The sequence below is a fragment of the Rhodococcus sp. NPDC060176 genome, from assembly GCF_042728675.1.
Taxonomy (GTDB): Bacteria; Actinomycetota; Actinomycetes; order Mycobacteriales; family Mycobacteriaceae; genus Rhodococcus_F.
The window spans coordinates 323,005-342,755 of sequence record NZ_JBHWYS010000002.1; the positions used below are offsets into that span (position 1 = coordinate 323,005).

The window sequence follows — 19,751 nt, forward strand, 5'->3', positions numbered from 1 at the left end:
GGATCAGTTCGCCAATGCGGCTTCGATCTCGTCCCGGTCACGCATTGCTGCCTCCCGAAGTGCCGATACCGAAGGACCATGCTGGAGCACCCCACGGGAAGTGTTCGGCAGCAGGAGTTCCGTCGATCCCGCGAAGATGTCTGCGAGATCCGCTGCCGTCGCGCCCTGCGCGCCGAGCCCCGGAGCGAGAATCGGGCCGTTGAAGTCGGACAGGTCAAGTCCGTGGTCCCGAGTGGCACCGACCACGAGTCCGACGGTGTCGCGGCCGTCTGCGTTCGCGTCGACCGCAGCGTTGACGATCGACTGAGCCACACTCACACCGTCGGCCGACGACTGTTGAAGGACGCCACCTTCGGGATTGGACGTTCGTGCCAGCACGAAGATCCCGCGTGCGTTCTGTCTTGCCAGTTCGAGTGTGGGAGCCAGCGCCCCGAACCCCAGGTACGGCGAGACGGTGACCGAGTCGGAGGTCAACGGCGAATCGCCCAACCAGGCTTGTGCGTACGCGTCCATGGTCGACCCGATGTCACCACGCTTGGCGTCCGCGACGACAAGCGTTCCCGCATCGCGAAGGACCGAAATGGTCCGCTCCAAGACGGCGAAGCCGGCGCTGCCGTACGCCTCGAAGAACGCAACCTGAGGTTTGACGAGCCCCACCTCACCGGTGAACGCCTCGACGCAGATCTCGGCGAAAGTCTCGAGGCCTTCAGCCGTACGTGGCAGTCCCCACGCGTCGAGAAGCGCGGGATGCGGGTCGATACCGACGCACAGCCGCCCCCGGTCCGCGATCGCGGACCGGAGACGATGCCCCCAACTGTGACTCACGACTGCTGTGCCGGCTGACGAAGACCTGCGTGCAGTTCCTGCAGGGAGTGAACTCCGATGTCGCCGCGGATGGCCGCTTCGATGCCCTGCACAGCCGCCGAGGCGCCCTGGACCGTCGTGATGCACGGGATGTTCGACGCGACTGCTGCGCTTCGAATCTCGTAACCGTCGACGCGCGGGCCGTTGTTGCCGTACGGCGTGTTGATGACCATGGCGACTTCACCGCTGCGGATCTGGTCGACGATGGTCTCGGCGCCTGCGGGAACATCTTCACCCGACTGCTTGTAGACCTGCTTGCACTCGATACCGTTGCGCCGCAACACATCTGCGGTTCCCTCAGTAGCAAGGATGGTGAATCCGAGATCTGCCAGGCGCTTGACCGGGAAGATCAGCGAACGCTTGTCCTTGTTGGCGACCGAGACGAACACCGCGCCCGTGGTGGGCAACGATCCGTAGGCAGCGGTCTGCGACTTGGCAAAAGCCGTACCGAAGTCGAAGTCGATTCCCATGACCTCACCGGTGGACTTCATCTCCGGGCTGAGCAAGGTATCCACGCCGGTACCGTCGGCGCGGCGGAAGCGGTTGAACGGCAACACAGCTTCCTTGACCGCGATCGGTGCACCGGCCGGGGTGTTTCCACCGTCGCCGGTCGCCGGCAGGATGCCGCTTGCGCGCAGATCGGCGATGGATTCGCCGAGCATCACGCGGGCACATGCCTTGGCCAGCTGCACGGCGGTCGCCTTGGACACGAACGGAACCGTGCGGCTGGCGCGGGGGTTCGCTTCCAGCACGTAGAGGATGTCGTCCTTGAGGGCGTACTGGACGTTGAGCAGGCCCTTTACGCCGATGCCCTTCGCGAGAGCCTCGGTGGAACGGCGGACGTTTTCGAGATCCGCCCGGCCCAGGGTGATGGGCGGAAGCGCACACGCCGAGTCACCGGAGTGAATGCCGGCTTCCTCGATGTGCTCCATGACGCCGCCGAGATACACCTCGGTGCCGTCGCACAGAGCGTCGACGTCGATCTCGACTGCGTCTTCGAGGAAGCGGTCGACCAAGACCGGGCGGTCGTCGGAGATCTCCGTGGCACGCGAGATGTAGTCGGCGAGGGAAGCCTCGTCGTACACGATCTCCATGCCGCGTCCACCGAGCACGTACGACGGACGCACCAGCACCGGGTAGCCGATGCCGGCTGCGATCTCGCGGGCGCCGTCGAACGTGGTGGCGGTGCCGAACTTCGGTGCGGGCAGACCGGCCTCGGTCAGCACGCGACCGAATTCGCCGCGGTCCTCGGCCAGGTCGATGGCTGCGGGGCTCGTTCCCACGATAGGGACACCGGCAGCTTCGAGACGCTTCGCCAATCCGAGCGGGGTCTGGCCGCCGAGCTGAACGATGACGCCGGCAACGGTGCCCGACTGCGCCTCCGCGCGGTAGACCTCGAAGACGTCCTCGAACGTGAGCGGCTCGAAGTACAGGCGATCAGCGGTGTCGTAGTCCGTCGAGACGGTCTCGGGGTTGCAGTTGACCATGACGGTCTCGTACCCGGCTTCGGACAGCGTCTGCGCCGCGTGGACACACGAGTAGTCGAACTCGATGCCCTGACCGATGCGGTTGGGGCCGGATCCGAGGATCAGAACCTTGGGTCGTTCGGTCTGCGGAGCAACTTCGGACTCGGCGTTGGGGTCGAGCTCGTAGGTCGAGTAGTGGTACGGCGTCTTGGCCTCGAACTCTGCGGCGCAGGTGTCGACGGTCTTGTAGACGGGGCGCACGCCCAGCTGATCACGCAGAGCGCGAACGGCGTCCTCACCTGCGTGAGTGTCACCACCGAGTTCGGGGCGCAGAGCCGCGATCTGGCGGTCCGAGATGCCGTGGTACTTGGCCTGACGCAGGGAAGCCTCGTCGAAAGACTCTGCAGCGCGCAGCTTTTGACCGAGCTCGTGAATCTGCTGGAACTGGTCGAGGAACCACGGATCGATCTTGGTGGCGTCGAAGAGCTGCTCGACAGTTGCGCCGAGCGCGAATGCCTTCTCGATGCCGTACATGCGGCCGTCCTGCGGAACGCTCAGATCGGCGAGCAGTGCGTCCAGGCTCTCCGTCTCGATGTCGGCGCCGGTCCAGTAACCCGCACGCTTGGTCTCGAGCGAACGCATGACCTTGCCGAAAGCCTCGGTGAAGTTGCGGCCGATGCTCATGGCCTCACCCACCGACTTCATCGTGGTGGTCAGCGTTCCGTCGGCACCCGGGAACTTCTCGAAAGCGAACCGCGGAGCCTTGACGACGACGTAGTCGAGTGTCGGCTCGAAGCAGGCCGGGGTTTCCTTGGTGATGTCGTTGACGATCTCGTCGAGCGTGTAGCCGATGGCCAGCTTGGCGGCCATCTTCGCGATCGGGTAGCCGGTCGCCTTGGACGCCAGAGCCGACGAGCGGGATACGCGCGGGTTCATCTCGATGACAACCAGGCGGCCGTCGGCCGGGTCCATCGCGAACTGGATGTTGCAGCCGCCGGTGTCGACGCCCACCTCACGCAGGATGTCGATGGAGAGGTCGCGCATCGCCTGGTACTCGCGGTCCGTCAGCGTCATCGCCGGGGCGACCGTCACGCTGTCACCGGTGTGGACACCGACGGGGTCGACGTTCTCGATGGAGCAGACGATCACGACGTTGTCGCGACTGTCACGCATGAGTTCGAGTTCGTATTCCTTCCAACCGAGGATGGATTCCTCGATGAGGACGTTCGCCGTCGGCGAGGCAGCCAGACCGCCACCGGCGATCCGGTTGAGATCGTCGACGTCGTACGCCATGCCGGAACCGAGGCCGCCCATTGTGAAGGACGGGCGCACGACAACCGGGTAACCGAGTTCTGCGACCGTGGCATGTACTTCGTCCATCGTGTAGCAAACCGCGGACTTCGCGGATTCGCCACCGACCTTGGCGACGATGTCCTTGAACTTCTGGCGATCCTCGCCGCGCTGGATGGCGTCGAAATCGGCGCCGATCAGTTCGACGTCGTACTTCTCGAGGATTCCCTGCTCGTGCAGCGCCACGGCGGCGTTGAGAGCAGTCTGACCGCCGAGCGTCGCGAGGACGGCGTCGATCTTGTTGCCCTGCAAGGCTTCCTTGGCGACGACCTTCTCGAGGAACTCGGCCGTGATCGGCTCGACGTACGTGGCGTCGGCGAACTCGGGGTCCGTCATGATGGTGGCGGGGTTGGAGTTGACCAGGCTGACGCGCAGGCCCTCCTCCTGGAGGACGCGGCAGGCCTGGGTGCCCGAGTAGTCGAACTCGCAGGCCTGACCGATGACGATCGGACCGGAGCCGATTACCAGGATGTGCTTGAGATCTGTACGGCGTGGCATTAGTTCTTGACTCCGGTTTCTTTCCGTGCGGAGAGCAGGCTGGTGAAGCGGTCGAAGAGATACGCAGCGTCGTGCGGTCCGGCTGCGGCTTCCGGGTGGTACTGCACCGAGAAGGCCGAATCGTCCAGCAGGCGAACACCTTCGACGGCTCCGTCGTTTGCGCAGGTGTGGCTGACCACGGCGCGACCGAACGGTGTGTCGAATTCCTGACCGGCTTCGCCTTCGAGCGCGAAGCCGTGGTTCTGCGCGGTGATCGCGATGCGACCCGTCTGATGCTCGATCACCGGGATGTTGATGCCGCGGTGGCCGAACTTCATCTTGTACGTGCTCAGGCCGAGGGCGCGGCCCAGGATCTGGTTGCCGAAGCAGATACCGAACAGCGGCAAGCCCTGCCCGATGACCTCTTTGGTGAGGTGGACGGCGCCGTCCGCGGTGGCCGGGTCGCCCGGACCGTTGGAGAGGAACACTCCGTCTGCCTTCAGGTCGAGAATCTGCTCGAGGCTCGCGTTCGACGGCAACACGTGCACGCGGATGCCACGCTCGGCGAACATGCGCGGGGTGTTGGTCTTGATACCGAGGTCGATGGCGGCAACGGTGTACAGCGCCTCCCCGCCCTTCGGCTCGACGACGTAGCCACTGGTGGTACTGACCTCACCGGCAAGATCGGCGCCGAGCATGGTCGGCTGATCCTGAACCCGTCGGACCAACTCGTCATCGGCGGCAATTGCCTCACCCGAGAAGACACCGGCCTTCATCGAGCCGCGGGTGCGCAGGTGGCGCACCAGGGCGCGAGTATCGATCCCGGCGATTCCGACAATTCCCTGCTCTTCCAGCTTGGCCTGCAGCGAGCCCGTTGCACGCCAGCTCGAAGTAACCCGAGAAGGATCGCGGACCACGTAGCCGGCAACCCAGATCTTCGCTCCGGAACTGTCGCCGGTCGGTCCGACAGACTCGTCGTCCTCGTCGTTCCAGCCGGTGTTGCCGATCTGCGGCGCAGTGGAGACCACGATCTGGCGGTGGTAGCTGGGGTCGGTGAGCGTTTCCTGGTAGCCGGTCATTCCGGTGCTGAACACCGCTTCGCCCAGGGTCTGTCCAACCGCACCGAAGGTGGTTCCGCGGAACACCCGTCCGTCTTCGAGGACCAGTACTGCGGGGCTGTTGTCAAAGCCGCTCATGCGTTCTTTCCGTTCTGCTCGATGTCGCCAGAGCTTGCGTCTTCATTGTCATTCGTCTTGTTCGAAGCAGTCTTGTTCGAAGCAGTTACCGGCTTGACCCAGTCCGGATAAACCGTCTTGTCGTCACCGCGCACGCCCGTGTCGATCTCGGTTCCGCTCGGCAATTCCCAACGAATCACCAGGACGCCGTCCTTGCTCATGACCTTGCCGGCGAGACCGTTCTCCGTGCGGATCGCGCGGATCGACTTCTCCGGGATCCAGATCGCCGACGCACCGTCACGCTCGACGAGAATTCCGCCGCTGTAGCGGCTGATCTCGCAGGTGGCGCGGAAACCGAGGTCGCCGACGGCGATGCGGTCCTGCCAGCTGGGCGCAATGGTGCTGCCGACGTACAGGCCGGTGGTCGGCAGGACGAGCAGTTCACCCAGAGTTGCCGGTACCGTCGGCAACTCGCCGATCTTGTCTTTCTGGCGTCGAGCGCGTCCACGCCAGCCGACGTACATCAGGCCGATCATCGCGACCCAGAAGATCGCCAGACCGATGATCCACAGTGCTCTGTCCATGACGCGCTACTCCTCGCTACTCCGCAGCCGCACATTCCCGTCGTGTGCGGTGATGCGGCCACGTAACAGTGTGGTCGTGACCCGAGCGGGCAATGTCATCGACTCGTACGGAGTGTTATGCGCGACACTCGCCAGGTCGGGGCCGTGGACCGTCCACTCGGCCGAAGGATCGACCAATGTCAGGTTGGCGGGCTCCCCCACCTCGATCGGGCGGCCCTGATCATCGAGGCCCACAATTGCCGCGGGGCGCTCACTCATAACCCGGGCAACACCGCGCCAGTCCAGCAGGCCAGGCTGGACCATCGTCTGCACGATGATCGAGAGCGCTGTCTCGAGGCCGAGCATTCCGGGGCGAGCAGCTGCGAATTCGCAGCACTTGTCCTGCTCGGCGTGCGGAGCATGGTCGGTCGCGACGCAGTCGATGATGCCCTCGGCCAGTCCCTTGCGCAGGGCAGCAACATCGCTGGCCTCACGCAAAGGAGGGTTGACCTTGTTGATCGCGTCGTACGTCTCGAGACGTGAATCGTCGAGGAGCAGGTGATGCGGCGTGACCTCGGCGGTGATCGAAATCCCTTGGCTGCGAGCCCACTTCACGAGTTCGACGGTTCCGGCGGTGGATGCGTGGCAGATGTGAACGCGGGCACCGGCGTCACGCGCGAGCAGTGCGTCGCGAGCGACGATCGATTCTTCGGCTGCTCGCGGCCACCCGGCCAGGCCGAGACGTGCAGCGGTGGGACCCTCGTGCGCAACCGCACCGACCGTCAGGCGCGGCTCTTCGGCGTGCTGCGCGATCAGAACGCCCAGCGAGCTGGAGTATTCGAGCGCGCGACGCATGATCAGTGGGTCGTAGACGCAGTGACCGTCGTCGGAGAACATCTTGACCTTGCCGACGCCGGCCGCCATGGTCGCCATCTCGGCGAGTTGCTTGCCTTCGAGGCCCGCGGTGACTGCGCCGACGGGATGGACGTCGACGAGGCCGACTTCCTGCCCGCGTCGCCACACATGGTCGGTGATGACCACCGAATCGGCGACGGGGCTCGTGTTGGCCATCGCGAAGACCGCGGTGTATCCACCCAGAGCGGCTGCCGAGCTGCCGGTTTCGATGGTCTCGGTATCCTCGCGACCGGGCTCACGCAGATGTGTGTGCAGGTCCACGAAGCCGGGAAGCAGGATCTGCCCGCCGGCGTCGATCACCTCGGACGCCGTGGCCGGATCGAGGTTCACGCCGATCTCGAGGATGGTGCCCTCGCCGACGAGTACGTCGGTGGGCTCCCCTTCTCCGTAGATCAGGACTCCGCGGAGCAGGACACTCACGGGTGATTCTCCGTTCTCGTTTCTCGTCACAGCGCACCGTCCTCTGAACCGACCAGAAGTCGGAACAAGACAGCCATGCGCATGTGCACACCGTTGGTAACCTGTTGCAGTACAGCAGTTTTCGAGGAATCGGCGACGGCGGATGCGATCTCCATGCCGCGCAGCATCGGACCGGGGTGCAAAACCACCGCATGATCGGCCAGCATCGCAAGTCGCTTCTCGGACAGGCCGTAGTTGATCGAGTACTCGCGCTGCGACGGGAAGAAGCCGCCGTTCATGCGCTCGGCCTGAACACGGAGCATCAGCACCGCGTCGAGGCCGGGCAGTTCGGCGTCGAGTGAATGCGAGACCGTGACCGGCCACGTGTGCGCACCGACCGGGAGCAGTGTCGGCGGGGCGACAAGAACGACCTCGGCGCCGAGCATCGAGAGCAGCAGCGCATTGGAGCGCGCGACGCGGCTGTGCAGAATGTCGCCGACGATGGCGATCCGCTTGCCCTCGATGTCGCCGAGACGCTGGCGGAGAGTCAGAGCGTCGAGAAGCGCCTGGGTGGGATGCTCATGGGTGCCGTCACCTGCGTTGATGACTGCCGGGCCACCGTCGTCGGCCGCTCCGGTCCACTTGGCGATCTGATGGGCGGCGCCCGACGCCGGGTGGCGCACGATGAGTGCGTCGGCACCGGCCGCGCGCAAGGTCATCGCCGTATCGCGCAGGGATTCACCCTTGGACACCGAGGAACTGGACGCGCTGACGTTGATGACGTCGGCACTCATCCACTTGCCCGCCACCTCGAAAGACACCCGGGTGCGCGTCGAGTTCTCGAAGAACACCGTCATGACCGTGCGTCCGCGCAGCGTCGGGAGTTTGCGTACCTCGCGTCCCAGAAGCGCCTGCTCGAACCGTTCTGCCTCGTCGAGAAGTTCTACCGCGGATTCACGATTGAGGTCCGCGATGGAAAGAAGGTGCTTCACGCGCTCTTACCTCCGGAGATGACTACCGCTTCCCTGCCGTCGTGCTCCTGGAGGAGAACCTTGACGTCCTCGGACCTCGCAGTCGGGACGTTCTTGCCGACGTAGTCGGCGCGCAGCGGCAGTTCACGGTGACCGCGATCGACCAACACGGCGAGTTGCACCGCACGGGGACGGCCGAGATCGCGCAGCGCATCGAGGGCGGAACGCACGGTGCGACCGGAGAATAGGACGTCGTCCACAAGAACGACCAGCGCATTGTCGACGCCGCCTTCAGGGACGGACGTCCGCTCGAGCGGGCGATGCGGCTTGTTCCGGAGATCATCACGGTAAAGCGTGATGTCGAGAGATCCGATGGGAAGACGCACACCGGAGAATTCTTCGATCTTGGCCCGCAGTCGCGTGGCGAGGGTGGTGCCGCGCGTCGGGATACCGATCAGGACTACACGCGGGGCTGTTCCCTCTGGTCCGTCGAGTGCGGTCTTCTCGATGATCTCGTGAGCGATCCGCGCGATGGTCCGGCCCACATCCTGGGCGGACAACAATTCGCGGGTCTCGCTACTTGCCTCGGCACCGGGTGCCTTCGCGTTATCTGGACCTGCAAGATCGGATGGGCGAGACCCTTCGGGCACGCTCATGCAGCGACCTCCTTCTCCGCCTCACTGGACGGATCGTTAAAGGATGTCTGACGGTCCCCACCCTATCAGCCGACAGACCTGATCCCGCCGTGCGAGCAGTCACTCGAACCGGTTGTGTGCAGACACACAACTCGCACTGTGACACCTGTGCGACTCGCACTGTGACACTCGCGCGACTCGCACGGCGGGTGGTGGAACAAAACTTGCTACTCGGTACCCGAATCCGATTCCTGCGCGCGCTGAGATGTCGCAGCTGCAGCCGATCGGACCTGCGGCGCAACGAGAACGACCTGCCCGAGGATTCCGTTGACGAATCCCGGAGAGTCGTCCGTCGAAAGCTGCTTCGCGAGTTCGACAGCCTCGTCCACGGCGACAACCGGCGGAACGTCCGTCGCGTGGAAGAGCTCCCACACGGCAATACGCAGAATCGCGCGGTCCACGGCGGGCAGACGCTCGAGCGTCCAATCCTGCAGATGCGAGGAGATGACCTGATCGATGCGATCCAGGTTCTCCGCAACTCCGGAGACCAACGTGACGGTGTAGGCCGCGACGGGCGCTACCGCATCGTCCTTGACAGCCAGGTCTGAACGCTCCGATGCGAGTGCGACCGGATCGAGGTCACGTGCTTCGGCTTCGAAGAGGAAGTCGACAGCACGCTTGCGCGCCTTGTGGCGTGCACCGAGTTTCTTATGTGTGCCGGACACTCAGGAATTCACACGCCCGAGGTAGTTGCCGTCACGGGAATCGACCTTGAGCTTGTCACCGGTGTTGATGAAGAGCGGGACGTTGATCTCGGCACCGGTCTCGAGGGTGGCAGGCTTCGTGCCGCCGGTGGAGCGGTCACCCTGCAGGCCGGGATCGGTGTGCTTGACGACGAGCTCGACGGTGACCGGAAGCTCGACGAAGAGGGGAACGTCTTCGTGGGTAGCGACCTGGACTGCCATGTTCTCGAGCAGGAAACGCGACTGGTCGCCGACGGTGGCTTCGCTGATCGACACCTGGTCGTAGGTGTCGCCGTCCATGAAGATGTAGTCGCTGCCGTCGTGGTACAGGTAGGTCATGTCACGACGGTCGACCGTGGCGGTCTCGACCTTCACACCGGCGTTGAACGTCTTGTCCACTACCTTGCCCGAGAGCACGTTCTTGAGCTTGGTGCGCACGAAGGCAGGGCCCTTGCCGGGCTTGACGTGCTGGAACTCGATGATCGTCCACAGCTGGCCTTCGATCTGCAGAACCAGACCATTCTTGAAATCACTGGTGGAAGCCACTTGCTTCGCGTCTCCTAGGGGTCGGGAAACCGTCTCAGACGACGGTAAGGTCTTTTGCGGTCAGTGTGAGCAGCTCTGGCCCCTGCTCACGAACAACGAGCGTGTCCTCGATCCGTACACCTCCGCGCCCGGAGAAGTACACGCCCGGCTCGACGGTCACCGCCGCGCCGGAAAGAAGTGTACCGGTGCCGAGCTTGCCGATCCCCGGTGCTTCGTGGATTTCGAGGCCCACACCGTGGCCGAGGCCGTGCAGGAACAACTCGCCGTAGCCTGCATCGTCGATCACCGCACGGGCAGCGGCGTCGACTGCCGCACATTCGACACCCGGAGCGAGGGCGTCGCAACCGGCAGCTTGCGAACGCGCGACGAGCTCGTAAATCTCCCGTTGCCAATCGGAAACGGACTCGAGCACGTAGGTCCGGGTCATGTCGGAGTGATACCCGCCGACCTGAGCTCCGAAGTCGAGTTTGACGAAGTCTCCCGACTCAAGAATCGCGCCGGTCGGCCGGTGATGGGGAATTGCCGAGTTGGCACCGGCCGCCACGATCGTCTCGAAGGAAATACCGTCTGCGCCGTTGTCGAGCATCAGGTTTTCCAGCTCGCGGCCGACCTCTCGTTCCGTTCGGCCAGGTCGCAGGCCACCGCGAGCGATCAACTGCGCCAACGCGACATCGGCTGCGGTGCACGCCGCGCGCAACAACTCCACCTCGTGCTCGTCCTTGACCATGCGCAATTGTTCGACAAGTCCGCTCACCGGTTCGAACCTGATCTTCGGCGCTGCCTCGGTCCATGCCCGATGTTCGGCGAATGTCGCCACATGTGACTCGAACGCGAGAACGGGCACCGTGGACGTCTCGATCAAGTGCGCAGCACTCGAACGGGCAATTTCGGCACGAAGGTCCGGCACCTGCTCCGCCACCTGCGTCACGTAACGACCGTCGGTGCAGATCACCGTCGCGCGTTCGTCGGACGCTGAATCGGACGCACTGACGACGAGCGCTGCATTCGAACCGGTGAATCCGGTGAGGTATCTGATGTTGAGGAGATCTGTGACGAGAATCGCGTCGAGTTCGCGCTCCGCGAGGAGGCGTCTGAGGGATTCACGGCGTGTTCTGAAGTCGACCGGCATCCCTCGAACCTACCGCCCGCGCAGACCTGCCGATCAACTCGAAACTCACGGTTACAGCAATAAGTGTGGGTTAGGCCACAAGGTGTAATGGGTTCTAGTTAGGCTGTACCCATGAATGCGTGGTTGGTACGTGGCCTCGGCATGGCCCTGATACATGTTGTGTTTCGTGCGTTGCTCGGTGCAGCAATCGCACAGTGGCCACTTCAGGGGTCCACCCTGCGCTGGCTGTCCCTGTTGATCGTCATCGTCTTCGCCGCGATCTGGGGTGGTATCGACGGCATTCGTGACCGCCGAGACTTCCCCGAACCCGAAGACGGCGCCGATCTGACCATGCTGTGGCTCAAGGCTGCACTCGTCGGCGGATTCGTCGCCGGCGCTGCCAGCTGGGCACTCAGCCTGGTCCCCTCCCTCGAACTGACCCAGCAGGGCTTGTTCTTCGAGGTGACCTCTGGTGCGGCGTTCACGATCCTTCTCATCTTCGTCCCCGCCATGGTCGCCATCACCGTCGGACGCTTCTTCGTCAGCCGTGAACAGCGCAAGAACGGAACAGCTCCGCAGACCCCGACCCACGAGCGTCATCGCGAACCAGTGCCTGTCAGCGAGGGCTACGACTCCCCCACCGAGCAGCACGCATACAGCGGAGCCGCCATGTCCGTCGAGGAATCCGACGCCGATACCGCAGTATTCCCGGCGATCGATCTGGGCAAGCGCGAGCAGTAACGCCACCGTCTACACAACCGAATGCGGCCCCGAGGAAATTTTCCTCGGGGCCGCACTCGTGTGGCTGTACTTTCGACTTCGCTTCGGTCAGCCCCGCTCGGCGAGGAACCTGATCGCCAGCGGATACGCGGCGACGCCGAGTCCGACGATCACACCGGTTGCGATCGGGCTCAGGTAGGAATGGTGCCGAAACTCTTCCCGCGCATGAACATTCGAAATGTGCACCTCGACCAGTCCGGCGGTCAGTTCGGCACACGCATCGCGCAGGACCACCGACGTGTGCGTCAAGCCACCGGCGTTGAGAATCACCGGCTCCCCCGCGTCGGCTGCGTCGTGGATCCAACCGAGCAGATCACCTTCGTGATCGCTCTGACGAACGGTCACCTCGACGCCGAGATCCTTGCCCGCCGCGACACACAATTCGATCAGATCATCGTGTGTGGTCGCCCCGTAGACCTCGGGCTGACGCTTACCCAGACGCCCCAGATTGGGTCCGTTGACGACATTGATCCTCACAACAGGACCGTTCCGCCGGCCGGCCTCGGATCGCGGGCAATCGCGGAGTACGCCGCGACCAACAAGCTCGGATCCGGCCCTTCGAGACGGCCCGGCTTGGCCAGTCCGTCGAGGACCACGAAACGAAGCAGCCCGGCACGGTTCTTCTTGTCGGTCTGCATGCCCTTCAGCAGGTCACCGAACGCGTCACCGTCGTACGACGTCGGCAGGCCGACGAGGTCGAGGATCGACTTGTGACGATCCGCGGTGGCGTCGTCGAGTCGACCGGCGAGCCGTCCGAGTTCGGCTGCGAAGACCAGGCCGACGGAGACAGCGGCACCGTGGCGCCACTTGTACCGCTCACGACGTTCGATCGCGTGGCCGAGTGTGTGGCCGTAGTTCAGGATTTCGCGCAGGTCCGACTCGCGCAGATCCGCGGCCACGACCTTGGCCTTGACCTCGACGGAGCGCCGAATCAGCTCGGGCAGAACAGTTCCCGACGGATCGAGAGCCGCCTTGGGATCGGCTTCGATCAGGTCCAAGATCACCGGGTCGGCGATGAATCCGGTCTTGATGACCTCGGCCATGCCGGCAACGATCTCGTTGTGCGGCACCGTCTCGAGCGTCGCGAGATCGATGAACACCGCTCCGGGTTCGTGGAACGAACCGACGAGGTTCTTGCCCGCTTCGGTGTTGATACCGGTTTTGCCGCCCACCGCTGCGTCGACCATCGCGAGCAACGTGGTCGGCACGTGAACAACCTTGACGCCGCGCATCCAGGTGGCTGCCACGAAGCCGGTGAGGTCGGTCGCCGCTCCCCCACCCAAGCTCATGATCGCGTCGCTGCGAGTCAGACCGATCCGGCCGAGCACGTCCCAGCAGAAGCCGGCGACGGCAAGATCCTTACCGTCCTCGGCGTCGGGAATTTCGATACGGTGAGCGTCGATTCCCTTCTCCGCCAACGCAGCCCGTACTGCCTCCGCGGTCTCTGCGAGCGGCGGCTGATGGAAGATCGCGACAGTGCGCGCGCCGTCGAACTCGGCAACAAGATCACCGAGCAGGCCGCGGCCGATCACGACCGGGTAGGGACTTGCGGTCTTCACCTCTACACGTACGGGTTCGGTCACTGCTCCACTACTCCGCTCCGGTTGTTCATTTGTCTTGAAGTTTCGACACCAATTGCCCGACGACACGCGCCGGACTGCGGCCGTCGGTCCGAATCCGAATCGTGGCCGAACGCCGGTACAGCGGACGACGGCGCCTCATCAGCTCCTGGTACTTGACCTTGGGATCTCCACCGGCCAGCAGCGGACGATGATTGTTCGCCCCCGTGCGGCGAAGCCCTTCGGCGACACTGATCTCCAGGTAGATGACCGTGTGTCCCTGAAGCAACTCGCGGGTGCGATCGGAGAGGATCGCACCACCGCCGAGCGAGACGATTCCGTCGGTCGCCTGCAACGCGTCGCGGACCACCGCTTCCTCGATCTCACGAAACCGAGGCTCTCCGTCGTGGGTGAAGATCTCCGGGATGGTCCTACCCGTGGTCCGTTCGATCTCGGCGTCTGTATCGACCAATTCGAGTTCGAGGGCCTGCGCAAGGCGTCGACCGATGGTCGATTTGCCGGCGCCGGGCGGACCGATGAGTACAGCCTTCGGCTTCATCGATACGTGAGTCCTATCGAGGCGGTCGGGCTGCGATGCCCTCGGCGTAACGACGGTAGTTGGCAGTGGTTTCAGCAATGGAATCACCACCGAACTTTTCGAGTGCGGCCTGAGCGACGACAAGTGCAACCATCGACTCGGCGACGACGCCGGCGGCCGGAACCGCGCACACGTCACTGCGCTGGTGGATGGCCACGGCCTCTTCGCCGCTCTCCATGTCGACCGTCGCCAGAGCGCGCGGAACCGTCGAGATCGGCTTCATCGCGGCGCGAACTCGCAGAGCCTCACCGTTGGTCATGCCGCCTTCGATACCGCCTGCGCGGTTGGTGGAGCGCACGATGCCGTCCGGGCCCGGACGGATTTCGTCGTGAGCCTCGCTGCCACGACGACGCGCGGTTTCGAAACCGTCACCGACCTCGACACCCTTGATGGCCTGAATTCCCATGAGGGCAGCGGCAAGTCGCGAATCAAGGCGCTCGGCGCCACTGACGAAAGTGCCGAGTCCGACCGGCAGGCCGTGGATGACGACCTCGACGACGCCGCCGAGGGTGTCGCCGTCCTTCTTGGCCGATTCGATTTCGGCGATCATCGACTCTTCGGCGGCCTTGTCGAATGCGCGGACCGGGCTCGCGTCGATCGCGTCCAGATCCTTGCCCTCCGGCACGGGACCGACGTAAGGCTCGGAAGCACCGATGGAAATGACGTGTGAGACGACCTCGGCACCGAATACCTGACGCAGGAACGACCGTGCAACGGTTCCGGCGGCTACCCGAGCTGCGGTCTCGCGAGCGCTGGCGCGCTCGAGGACGGGACGCGCGTCGTTGAAGCCGTACTTGAGCATGCCGCTGTAATCGGCGTGACCGGGACGCGGGCGCGTCAGCGGGGCATTGCGAGCCTGATCGGCCAGCAGGTCCGGGTCGACCGGGTCGGCAGACATGATGGTTTCCCACTTGGGCCACTCGGTGTTGCCGATTTCGATGGCCACGGGGCCACCGAGCGTAAATCCGTGGCGGACACCGCCGATGATGGTGACCTTGTCGGCCTCGAACTTCATCCGCGCGCCACGGCCGTAACCGAGTCGACGACGGGCAAGTTCGGACGAGATGGCCTCAGAGGTCACTTCGACCCCCGCGACCATGCCCTCGAGCATCGCGACGAGGGCGGGACCATGGGATTCTCCGGCAGTTATCCAACGCAGCACGCCGACCATCTTTCCACGTCGCAGACCTCAGTTGTCACAGTGGCCCTCCAGGTGAACACAGATGGCCCACACGCACGATGCGTGTGGGCCATCTCAGCAGTACCTGTGGGTCTAGAGAAGGCGGAATCCTCCACCGTTGGCGTTTATGTCAGCCAATCCGATGTTGATGTCCGCCGAGTTGTCGGGAGCATGGAACGGCGGCGGGAGCGGCTCGAAGCAGTACGGCGCAAAACCGTTGCTGATCAACCCCACCAGGCGATCGCCGACGACGAGTGGTCCACCGGAGTCACCGGGAATCGAGCACGTGTGCTCGACGATCTCTCCGTAGACGGAGTCGTAGCCCCAGGTGATACCGCACGTGTTACCGGTCGAACGGCCTTCCTTGCACACGATCGTGCCCGGCGCAGGCGGGGCGCCGATACCGTTGATCGTCGTTCCGCCGACGGTACGCAGCGGAGCGACCTTTGCGTCGTCGAGATCGATGACGGCGATGTCCGAGACCGGACTCGAGTAGGTGAATCGGCCGATAGGACCAGCTTCGGGCAGGTATTCGGCGAACACCCGGTCCCCGACAACTCCGCAGTGTCCGGCGGTGAGTGCCACGAGCGAACCGGCGTTGTCATAGCCGACCGCGGTCAACGTGCACGCCGCAACTCGGTCGGGATCGGAATGATCCACGTCCGGCAGCAGGATTCCTGAGCCCCCGCCCAGTGCCACCGAAGATGGTGCAGGCGCGGCGCCGGCGACGCCTGCCCCTGCAGCCACAGCCGCCAAACAGGCTGCCGCAGCGACGAAAAGCCTTGTGCGCATAGGTTCCCCCGATAATCGAGTGCGAAACGAGATTCGTTTTGTCCCATTTCCGAAACCACAGTGAACGACAGTATGTGGACATTCGGCAAGTCCGACGCGCCGCATACTGGGACTGCGCGCCTACGACGGCCGAACAAATGAAACCGACGGTTACGTCTTTCCTGCAGATCACGATCCGTCGTTGAATCCTCAATGACGCGAGCTTTCTCCGTGAACGTTGCGCTCGTCACGTCCACCCGGCAAACGCAATCGAACCGCATGCTGCCAGGCACATCGAAGGCCCGTGCGCGACGGGCGAATTGTGGGCTACCGGACCCGATTTTCGACGTTCCAGCTTTCGCCGTTCGAGTCTTCGAAGTTCGAGCACCATACCCAGAGCTGCAGTGAGTACCGACGCGGAGATCAACGACCACAGCCAGGCGTCCGCCCCCACCAATCCGGTCAGCGCACCCAACGGAAGAGAAAGCTTCACATCGCCGAGACTCATGGATCCAGGCGACATCACGTGCGCCAGGAGATGGATTCCGGCGAGCAGTACCGATCCCACCGCGGCTGCCCACACCGTTCCCGACACCGTCGCGTAGACCATCACGACTACGTAACCCGGCAAGGTGAAACTGTTGGGCAGCCGGCGCACAGCCAGGTCGACAGTCGAGATCGCAACGCACCACCACACCACAGCGAGACCTGAAATTAGCTGCACCACTGAAGTATTCAGCGCACCGACGACAACCCAACCTGTTGCGACGGCGCACTGCGGCGCACACCAGCGAGTCGTGACTGGTCGATAACCGTGTCGCCGCAACCAACTGTCGGCGATCGCCCGAGCGCAGGCACCTGCGACGACCCCAGCGCCTGCCAAGACCACCATTGTCCACATGGTTTCGAGCATGGGGTCTGGCGTTCACCAGCGGCAGACTACGAATCGTCTTGTGGACTACCTGGGCCCTGTGAACAGAGCTAGGCGACAGCGGCTGCCATGGCCTCTCGCGGAGCGGGCTTGCCCGTGAACTGCTCGACCTGTCCGAAGGCCTGATTGAGCAACATCTCGAGGCCACCGATCACCGTGCCACCAGCCGCCTCGACAGCCGAAGCGAGTGGCGTCGGCCAGGGGTTGTAGATCGCGTCAAGGACAAACCGCGCCTTCCCCAATTGCTGGGCGAAGGGCGTTGCCGCATCTGCGGGAACAGTACTGACCAAGACCGAGGATTCGGCGCAGATCCCACCGAGCCGTGCGTCGTCGAACGCAACCAGATCAACGTCCAACCCGACAGCACCACCACATTCGATGGCACCGGATGCGCGTCCCGGATCACGTGCGACCACGGTGACTGCCCGAACTCCCATGTCGGCCAACGCGACCAGTGCCGGCCGCGCGGTGCCGCCCGCGCCGACAACTACCGCCGAACTCCCGCTCAGATCGCCGACACCGCCGGCGATCAGGGCACCACTGACTCCGTCGACGTCCGTGCAGTCGGCACGCCAACCGCCATCGATGCGAACCAAGGTGTTGGCCGAGCCGATGGTCACCGCCCGCGGTGTGCGTTCGGTGGCGTACTCGAGTGCCGCGATCTTGCCGGGCATCGTCACCGAGAGTCCGACCCATTCGGGGCCGAGTGAATCCACGAGGGCAGGCAACTGCTCGCCGGTGCACTCGATCCGCTCGTAGGTCCAATCGCTCAGCCCCAAAGCCTCGTACGCCGCAAGGTGCAGCAACGGCGACTTCGAGTGAGCAATCGGACTTCCGAGAACAGCTGCCTTACGCGGCGTCTCGAGTGTTGCCGCGGTACTACCGTCCACTGTCGAGAATCCCACTTTGCTGTGCCAGTTCGATGTTGGCGAGATGCTCTTCGTAACTCTTGGTGAAGAGCGTCTGGCCTTCCTTGTTGATCGTGACGAAGTACAACCAGTCACCGTCTGCCGGGGATTCCACGGCCTTGAGAGCGTCGATGCTCGGCGAAGCGATAGGCGTCGCGGGCAGGCCGGGCATCGCGTACGTGTTCCAGGGAGTGACGCGCTCACGGTCGGCATCCGTGGTGGCGACCTCGGTGGTGTCGAGTGAGTAGTTGACCGTGGAGTCGAACTGCAACGGCTGATCGACGGCGAGTCGGTTGACGATCACTCGCGCGACCTTGGCCATGTCGCCAGGCAATGCCTCACGCTCGACCAACGACGCTGCCACCAACAACTGGTACGGCGACATCCCGACGCCGCTTCCGGCTGTCAGAATCCCGGTGGCCTCGTACTTGGCGGCACTGCCCTCGACCAACGCACGCAAGATCTCGGTGGGCGTCGCAGTCGGGTCGAAATCCCAACTGCTGGCGGCGATCAAACCTTCCAGCTGACGATCCTTGTCCGGCACGCTCTTGACCGAAGACATGGCCCAGTCCGGGACGCCGAGCGAAGCCAGATCGGAAGATGCTCCCGCAGTGTTCAATTCATCTGTCGATACGCATTTCTGAGCGGAAACCGGGCCGACACAACTCGCCTCGGAAATGAGGTTGTAGATGCCCTTCTTGAGTGAGCCCGTCTGCGCGTCCGAACTGTCGTGCAGCTGACGCCCCTCGGCGATGACAACACTGCCGACTCGGGAGTCCGGGGCAACCAAGGTGTCGAGTGCGCTCGCGGCGCTACTCTGCACCGGCACCTGGTAGAAGCCGGGTTGCACCTTCTGGATCTCAGACGGATTGGCGATCGCCGCGTTGTAGAAAGCAGCGGAACTCGCGACGACGTTCTTCGCCTCGAGCGTCGCACCGATTTCCGATGCGGTTTCTCCACTGTTGATCTGGATTACCACGGGTGCGCCGCCGGGGCCGGCGAAATCCTCTGCGGCCTTGTTGCGATCCATGTACCAGAGAGCGCCGTATGCACCGACACCCAGAACCGCGATCACCAACACCAGTAGGGCGAGAACACCGACCTTCTTGCCTCGCTTGGCGCGCTTGTTGCGCGCTTCGCGTTGCTTGCGTGCCTCCGCTCGCGACATGTGCGGCGGATCGATGTTCTGCGGCAGCGCACGCATGACCATTGTCTCGTCGTTGTCGAAGTCGAACGAACTGGTGGGCCGGCTTCCGCCGCCCTCATCCCACCGCGCGTTCACAGATCGCCCTCCAGTGCAGCGTCCTTCGACGACTCCCCTGGTTTCACAGCTCTACTCCGCTCGTCCAGCCAGCCTTGCAGGATTTCCACCGCCGCAGCCTGATCGATCATCGGCCGCTGACCGCGTGCCTTGACTCCACTTTCGCGGAGATTGCGCGCAGCCGTGACAGTCGTCAGTCGTTCGTCGGACAGCCTCACCGGGATCGGTTCGACGGCCCGCTGCAGTCGTTTGGCGAATGCAGTCGCGATACCGGCGGCTTTACCTTGCTCACCGCGCAGCGTCTGTGGCAGTCCGACGATAACCTCCACGGCCTCGTATTCGGACACGATGTCGATAATGCGCCGGATATCCGGCGCGTCGGGCCCACGCTCCTTCGAGCGTGGAACCGTTTCCACCGGTGTCGCGAGGATGCCGTCGGGGTCGCTGGACGCGACGCCGATGCGAACACTGCCGACGTCGATGGCGATGCGCCGCCCGCGACCAGGGTCGTCGATGCCGGGGCGATCGGGACCCTGCTGCGTAGCCACCAC

General features: G+C 64.0%; 20 protein-coding genes. 1 reads left to right on the plus strand and 19 read right to left on the minus strand.

The window, feature by feature from the left end; all coding sequences use genetic code 11:
• Positions 1 to 3: 3 nt before the first annotated feature.
• The 10 genes from pyrF to ACFWEM_RS09840 all read right to left on the minus strand — a co-directional run bounded on the left by pyrF (position 4) and on the right by ACFWEM_RS09840 (position 11,233).
• Positions 4 to 825 carry an orotidine-5'-phosphate decarboxylase gene (gene pyrF / locus ACFWEM_RS09795; RefSeq protein WP_378445944.1) on the minus strand — a complete coding sequence of 274 codons (822 nt, stop codon included), beginning with the start codon at positions 823 to 825 and terminating at the stop codon, positions 4 to 6.
• Positions 822 to 4,178 (minus strand): carbamoyl-phosphate synthase large subunit, encoded by a 3,357-nt coding sequence (gene carB / locus ACFWEM_RS09800; protein ID WP_378533161.1) that lies wholly within the window; start codon positions 4,176 to 4,178, stop codon positions 822 to 824. Before carB ends, pyrF begins: the two co-directional genes overlap by 4 nt.
• Positions 4,178 to 5,353, minus strand: a complete 1,176-nt coding sequence (gene carA, locus ACFWEM_RS09805; RefSeq protein WP_378533164.1) for a glutamine-hydrolyzing carbamoyl-phosphate synthase small subunit — start codon at positions 5,351 to 5,353, stop codon at positions 4,178 to 4,180. Before carA ends, carB begins: the two co-directional genes overlap by 1 nt.
• Positions 5,350 to 5,916: a transporter gene (locus tag ACFWEM_RS09810; RefSeq protein ID WP_003944773.1), complete on the minus strand. Its 567-nt coding sequence runs from the start codon at positions 5,914 to 5,916 to the stop codon at positions 5,350 to 5,352. The genes carA and ACFWEM_RS09810 overlap by 4 nt, the downstream gene beginning before the upstream one ends.
• Positions 5,917 to 5,922: 6 nt before the next feature.
• Positions 5,923 to 7,230, minus strand: a complete 1,308-nt coding sequence (locus ACFWEM_RS09815; protein WP_378445941.1) for a dihydroorotase — start codon at positions 7,228 to 7,230, stop codon at positions 5,923 to 5,925.
• 26 nt (positions 7,231 to 7,256) lie between these two features.
• The gene (locus ACFWEM_RS09820) at positions 7,257 to 8,201 is read right to left on the minus strand and encodes an aspartate carbamoyltransferase catalytic subunit (protein ID WP_230815538.1); all 945 of its coding nucleotides are present in this window, start codon (positions 8,199 to 8,201) and stop codon (positions 7,257 to 7,259) included.
• The gene (gene pyrR, locus ACFWEM_RS09825; protein WP_378445940.1) at positions 8,198 to 8,836 is read right to left on the minus strand and encodes a bifunctional pyr operon transcriptional regulator/uracil phosphoribosyltransferase PyrR; all 639 of its coding nucleotides are present in this window, start codon (positions 8,834 to 8,836) and stop codon (positions 8,198 to 8,200) included. Before pyrR ends, ACFWEM_RS09820 begins: the two co-directional genes overlap by 4 nt.
• A gap of 206 nt (positions 8,837 to 9,042) precedes the next feature.
• Positions 9,043 to 9,540, minus strand: a complete 498-nt coding sequence (gene nusB, locus ACFWEM_RS09830) for a transcription antitermination factor NusB (RefSeq protein WP_214886555.1) — start codon at positions 9,538 to 9,540, stop codon at positions 9,043 to 9,045.
• Positions 9,541 to 10,104 (minus strand): elongation factor P, encoded by a 564-nt coding sequence (gene efp / locus ACFWEM_RS09835; RefSeq protein ID WP_230815536.1) that lies wholly within the window; start codon positions 10,102 to 10,104, stop codon positions 9,541 to 9,543.
• Between the two features lie 34 nt (positions 10,105 to 10,138).
• The gene (locus ACFWEM_RS09840; protein WP_378533166.1) at positions 10,139 to 11,233 is read right to left on the minus strand and encodes a M24 family metallopeptidase; all 1,095 of its coding nucleotides are present in this window, start codon (positions 11,231 to 11,233) and stop codon (positions 10,139 to 10,141) included.
• Between the two features lie 111 nt (positions 11,234 to 11,344).
• Here ACFWEM_RS09840 and ACFWEM_RS09845 point away from each other — a divergent pair, with 111 nt between their 5' ends.
• Positions 11,345 to 11,953 carry a B-4DMT family transporter gene (locus ACFWEM_RS09845; RefSeq protein WP_230815534.1) on the plus strand — a complete coding sequence of 203 codons (609 nt, stop codon included), beginning with the start codon at positions 11,345 to 11,347 and terminating at the stop codon, positions 11,951 to 11,953.
• Positions 11,954 to 12,040: 87 nt separating this feature from the next.
• Here ACFWEM_RS09845 and aroQ read toward each other — a convergent pair whose 3' ends face one another.
• From aroQ to ruvX, 9 genes are all read right to left on the minus strand, one after another.
• Positions 12,041 to 12,469 carry a type II 3-dehydroquinate dehydratase gene (gene aroQ / locus ACFWEM_RS09850; protein WP_378445938.1) on the minus strand — a complete coding sequence of 143 codons (429 nt, stop codon included), beginning with the start codon at positions 12,467 to 12,469 and terminating at the stop codon, positions 12,041 to 12,043.
• Positions 12,466 to 13,575 carry a 3-dehydroquinate synthase gene (aroB, locus tag ACFWEM_RS09855; protein WP_283304619.1) on the minus strand — a complete coding sequence of 370 codons (1,110 nt, stop codon included), beginning with the start codon at positions 13,573 to 13,575 and terminating at the stop codon, positions 12,466 to 12,468. The genes aroQ and aroB overlap by 4 nt, the downstream gene beginning before the upstream one ends.
• A gap of 25 nt (positions 13,576 to 13,600) precedes the next feature.
• The gene (locus tag ACFWEM_RS09860; protein WP_230815531.1) at positions 13,601 to 14,110 is read right to left on the minus strand and encodes a shikimate kinase; all 510 of its coding nucleotides are present in this window, start codon (positions 14,108 to 14,110) and stop codon (positions 13,601 to 13,603) included.
• Positions 14,111 to 14,123: 13 nt separating this feature from the next.
• Entirely contained in the window at positions 14,124 to 15,311 is a 1,188-nt protein-coding gene (gene aroC / locus ACFWEM_RS09865; protein ID WP_003944974.1) for a chorismate synthase, read from the minus strand.
• A 111-nt stretch (positions 15,312 to 15,422) separates the two neighbouring features.
• Complete coding sequence (locus tag ACFWEM_RS09870) at positions 15,423 to 16,121, minus strand: S1 family peptidase (RefSeq protein WP_378445936.1); 699 nt, start codon at positions 16,119 to 16,121, stop codon at positions 15,423 to 15,425.
• A gap of 226 nt (positions 16,122 to 16,347) precedes the next feature.
• Complete coding sequence (locus ACFWEM_RS09875; protein ID WP_378533168.1) at positions 16,348 to 16,992, minus strand: prepilin peptidase; 645 nt, start codon at positions 16,990 to 16,992, stop codon at positions 16,348 to 16,350.
• A gap of 89 nt (positions 16,993 to 17,081) precedes the next feature.
• Positions 17,082 to 17,921 carry a shikimate dehydrogenase gene (locus tag ACFWEM_RS09880; RefSeq protein ID WP_378533170.1) on the minus strand — a complete coding sequence of 280 codons (840 nt, stop codon included), beginning with the start codon at positions 17,919 to 17,921 and terminating at the stop codon, positions 17,082 to 17,084.
• Complete coding sequence (gene mltG / locus ACFWEM_RS09885; protein ID WP_378533172.1) at positions 17,911 to 19,221, minus strand: endolytic transglycosylase MltG; 1,311 nt, start codon at positions 19,219 to 19,221, stop codon at positions 17,911 to 17,913. The genes ACFWEM_RS09880 and mltG overlap by 11 nt, the downstream gene beginning before the upstream one ends.
• On the minus strand, positions 19,218 to 19,751 hold the full coding sequence (gene ruvX / locus ACFWEM_RS09890) for a Holliday junction resolvase RuvX (RefSeq protein WP_230815526.1): 534 nt from the start codon (positions 19,749 to 19,751) through the stop codon (positions 19,218 to 19,220). Before ruvX ends, mltG begins: the two co-directional genes overlap by 4 nt.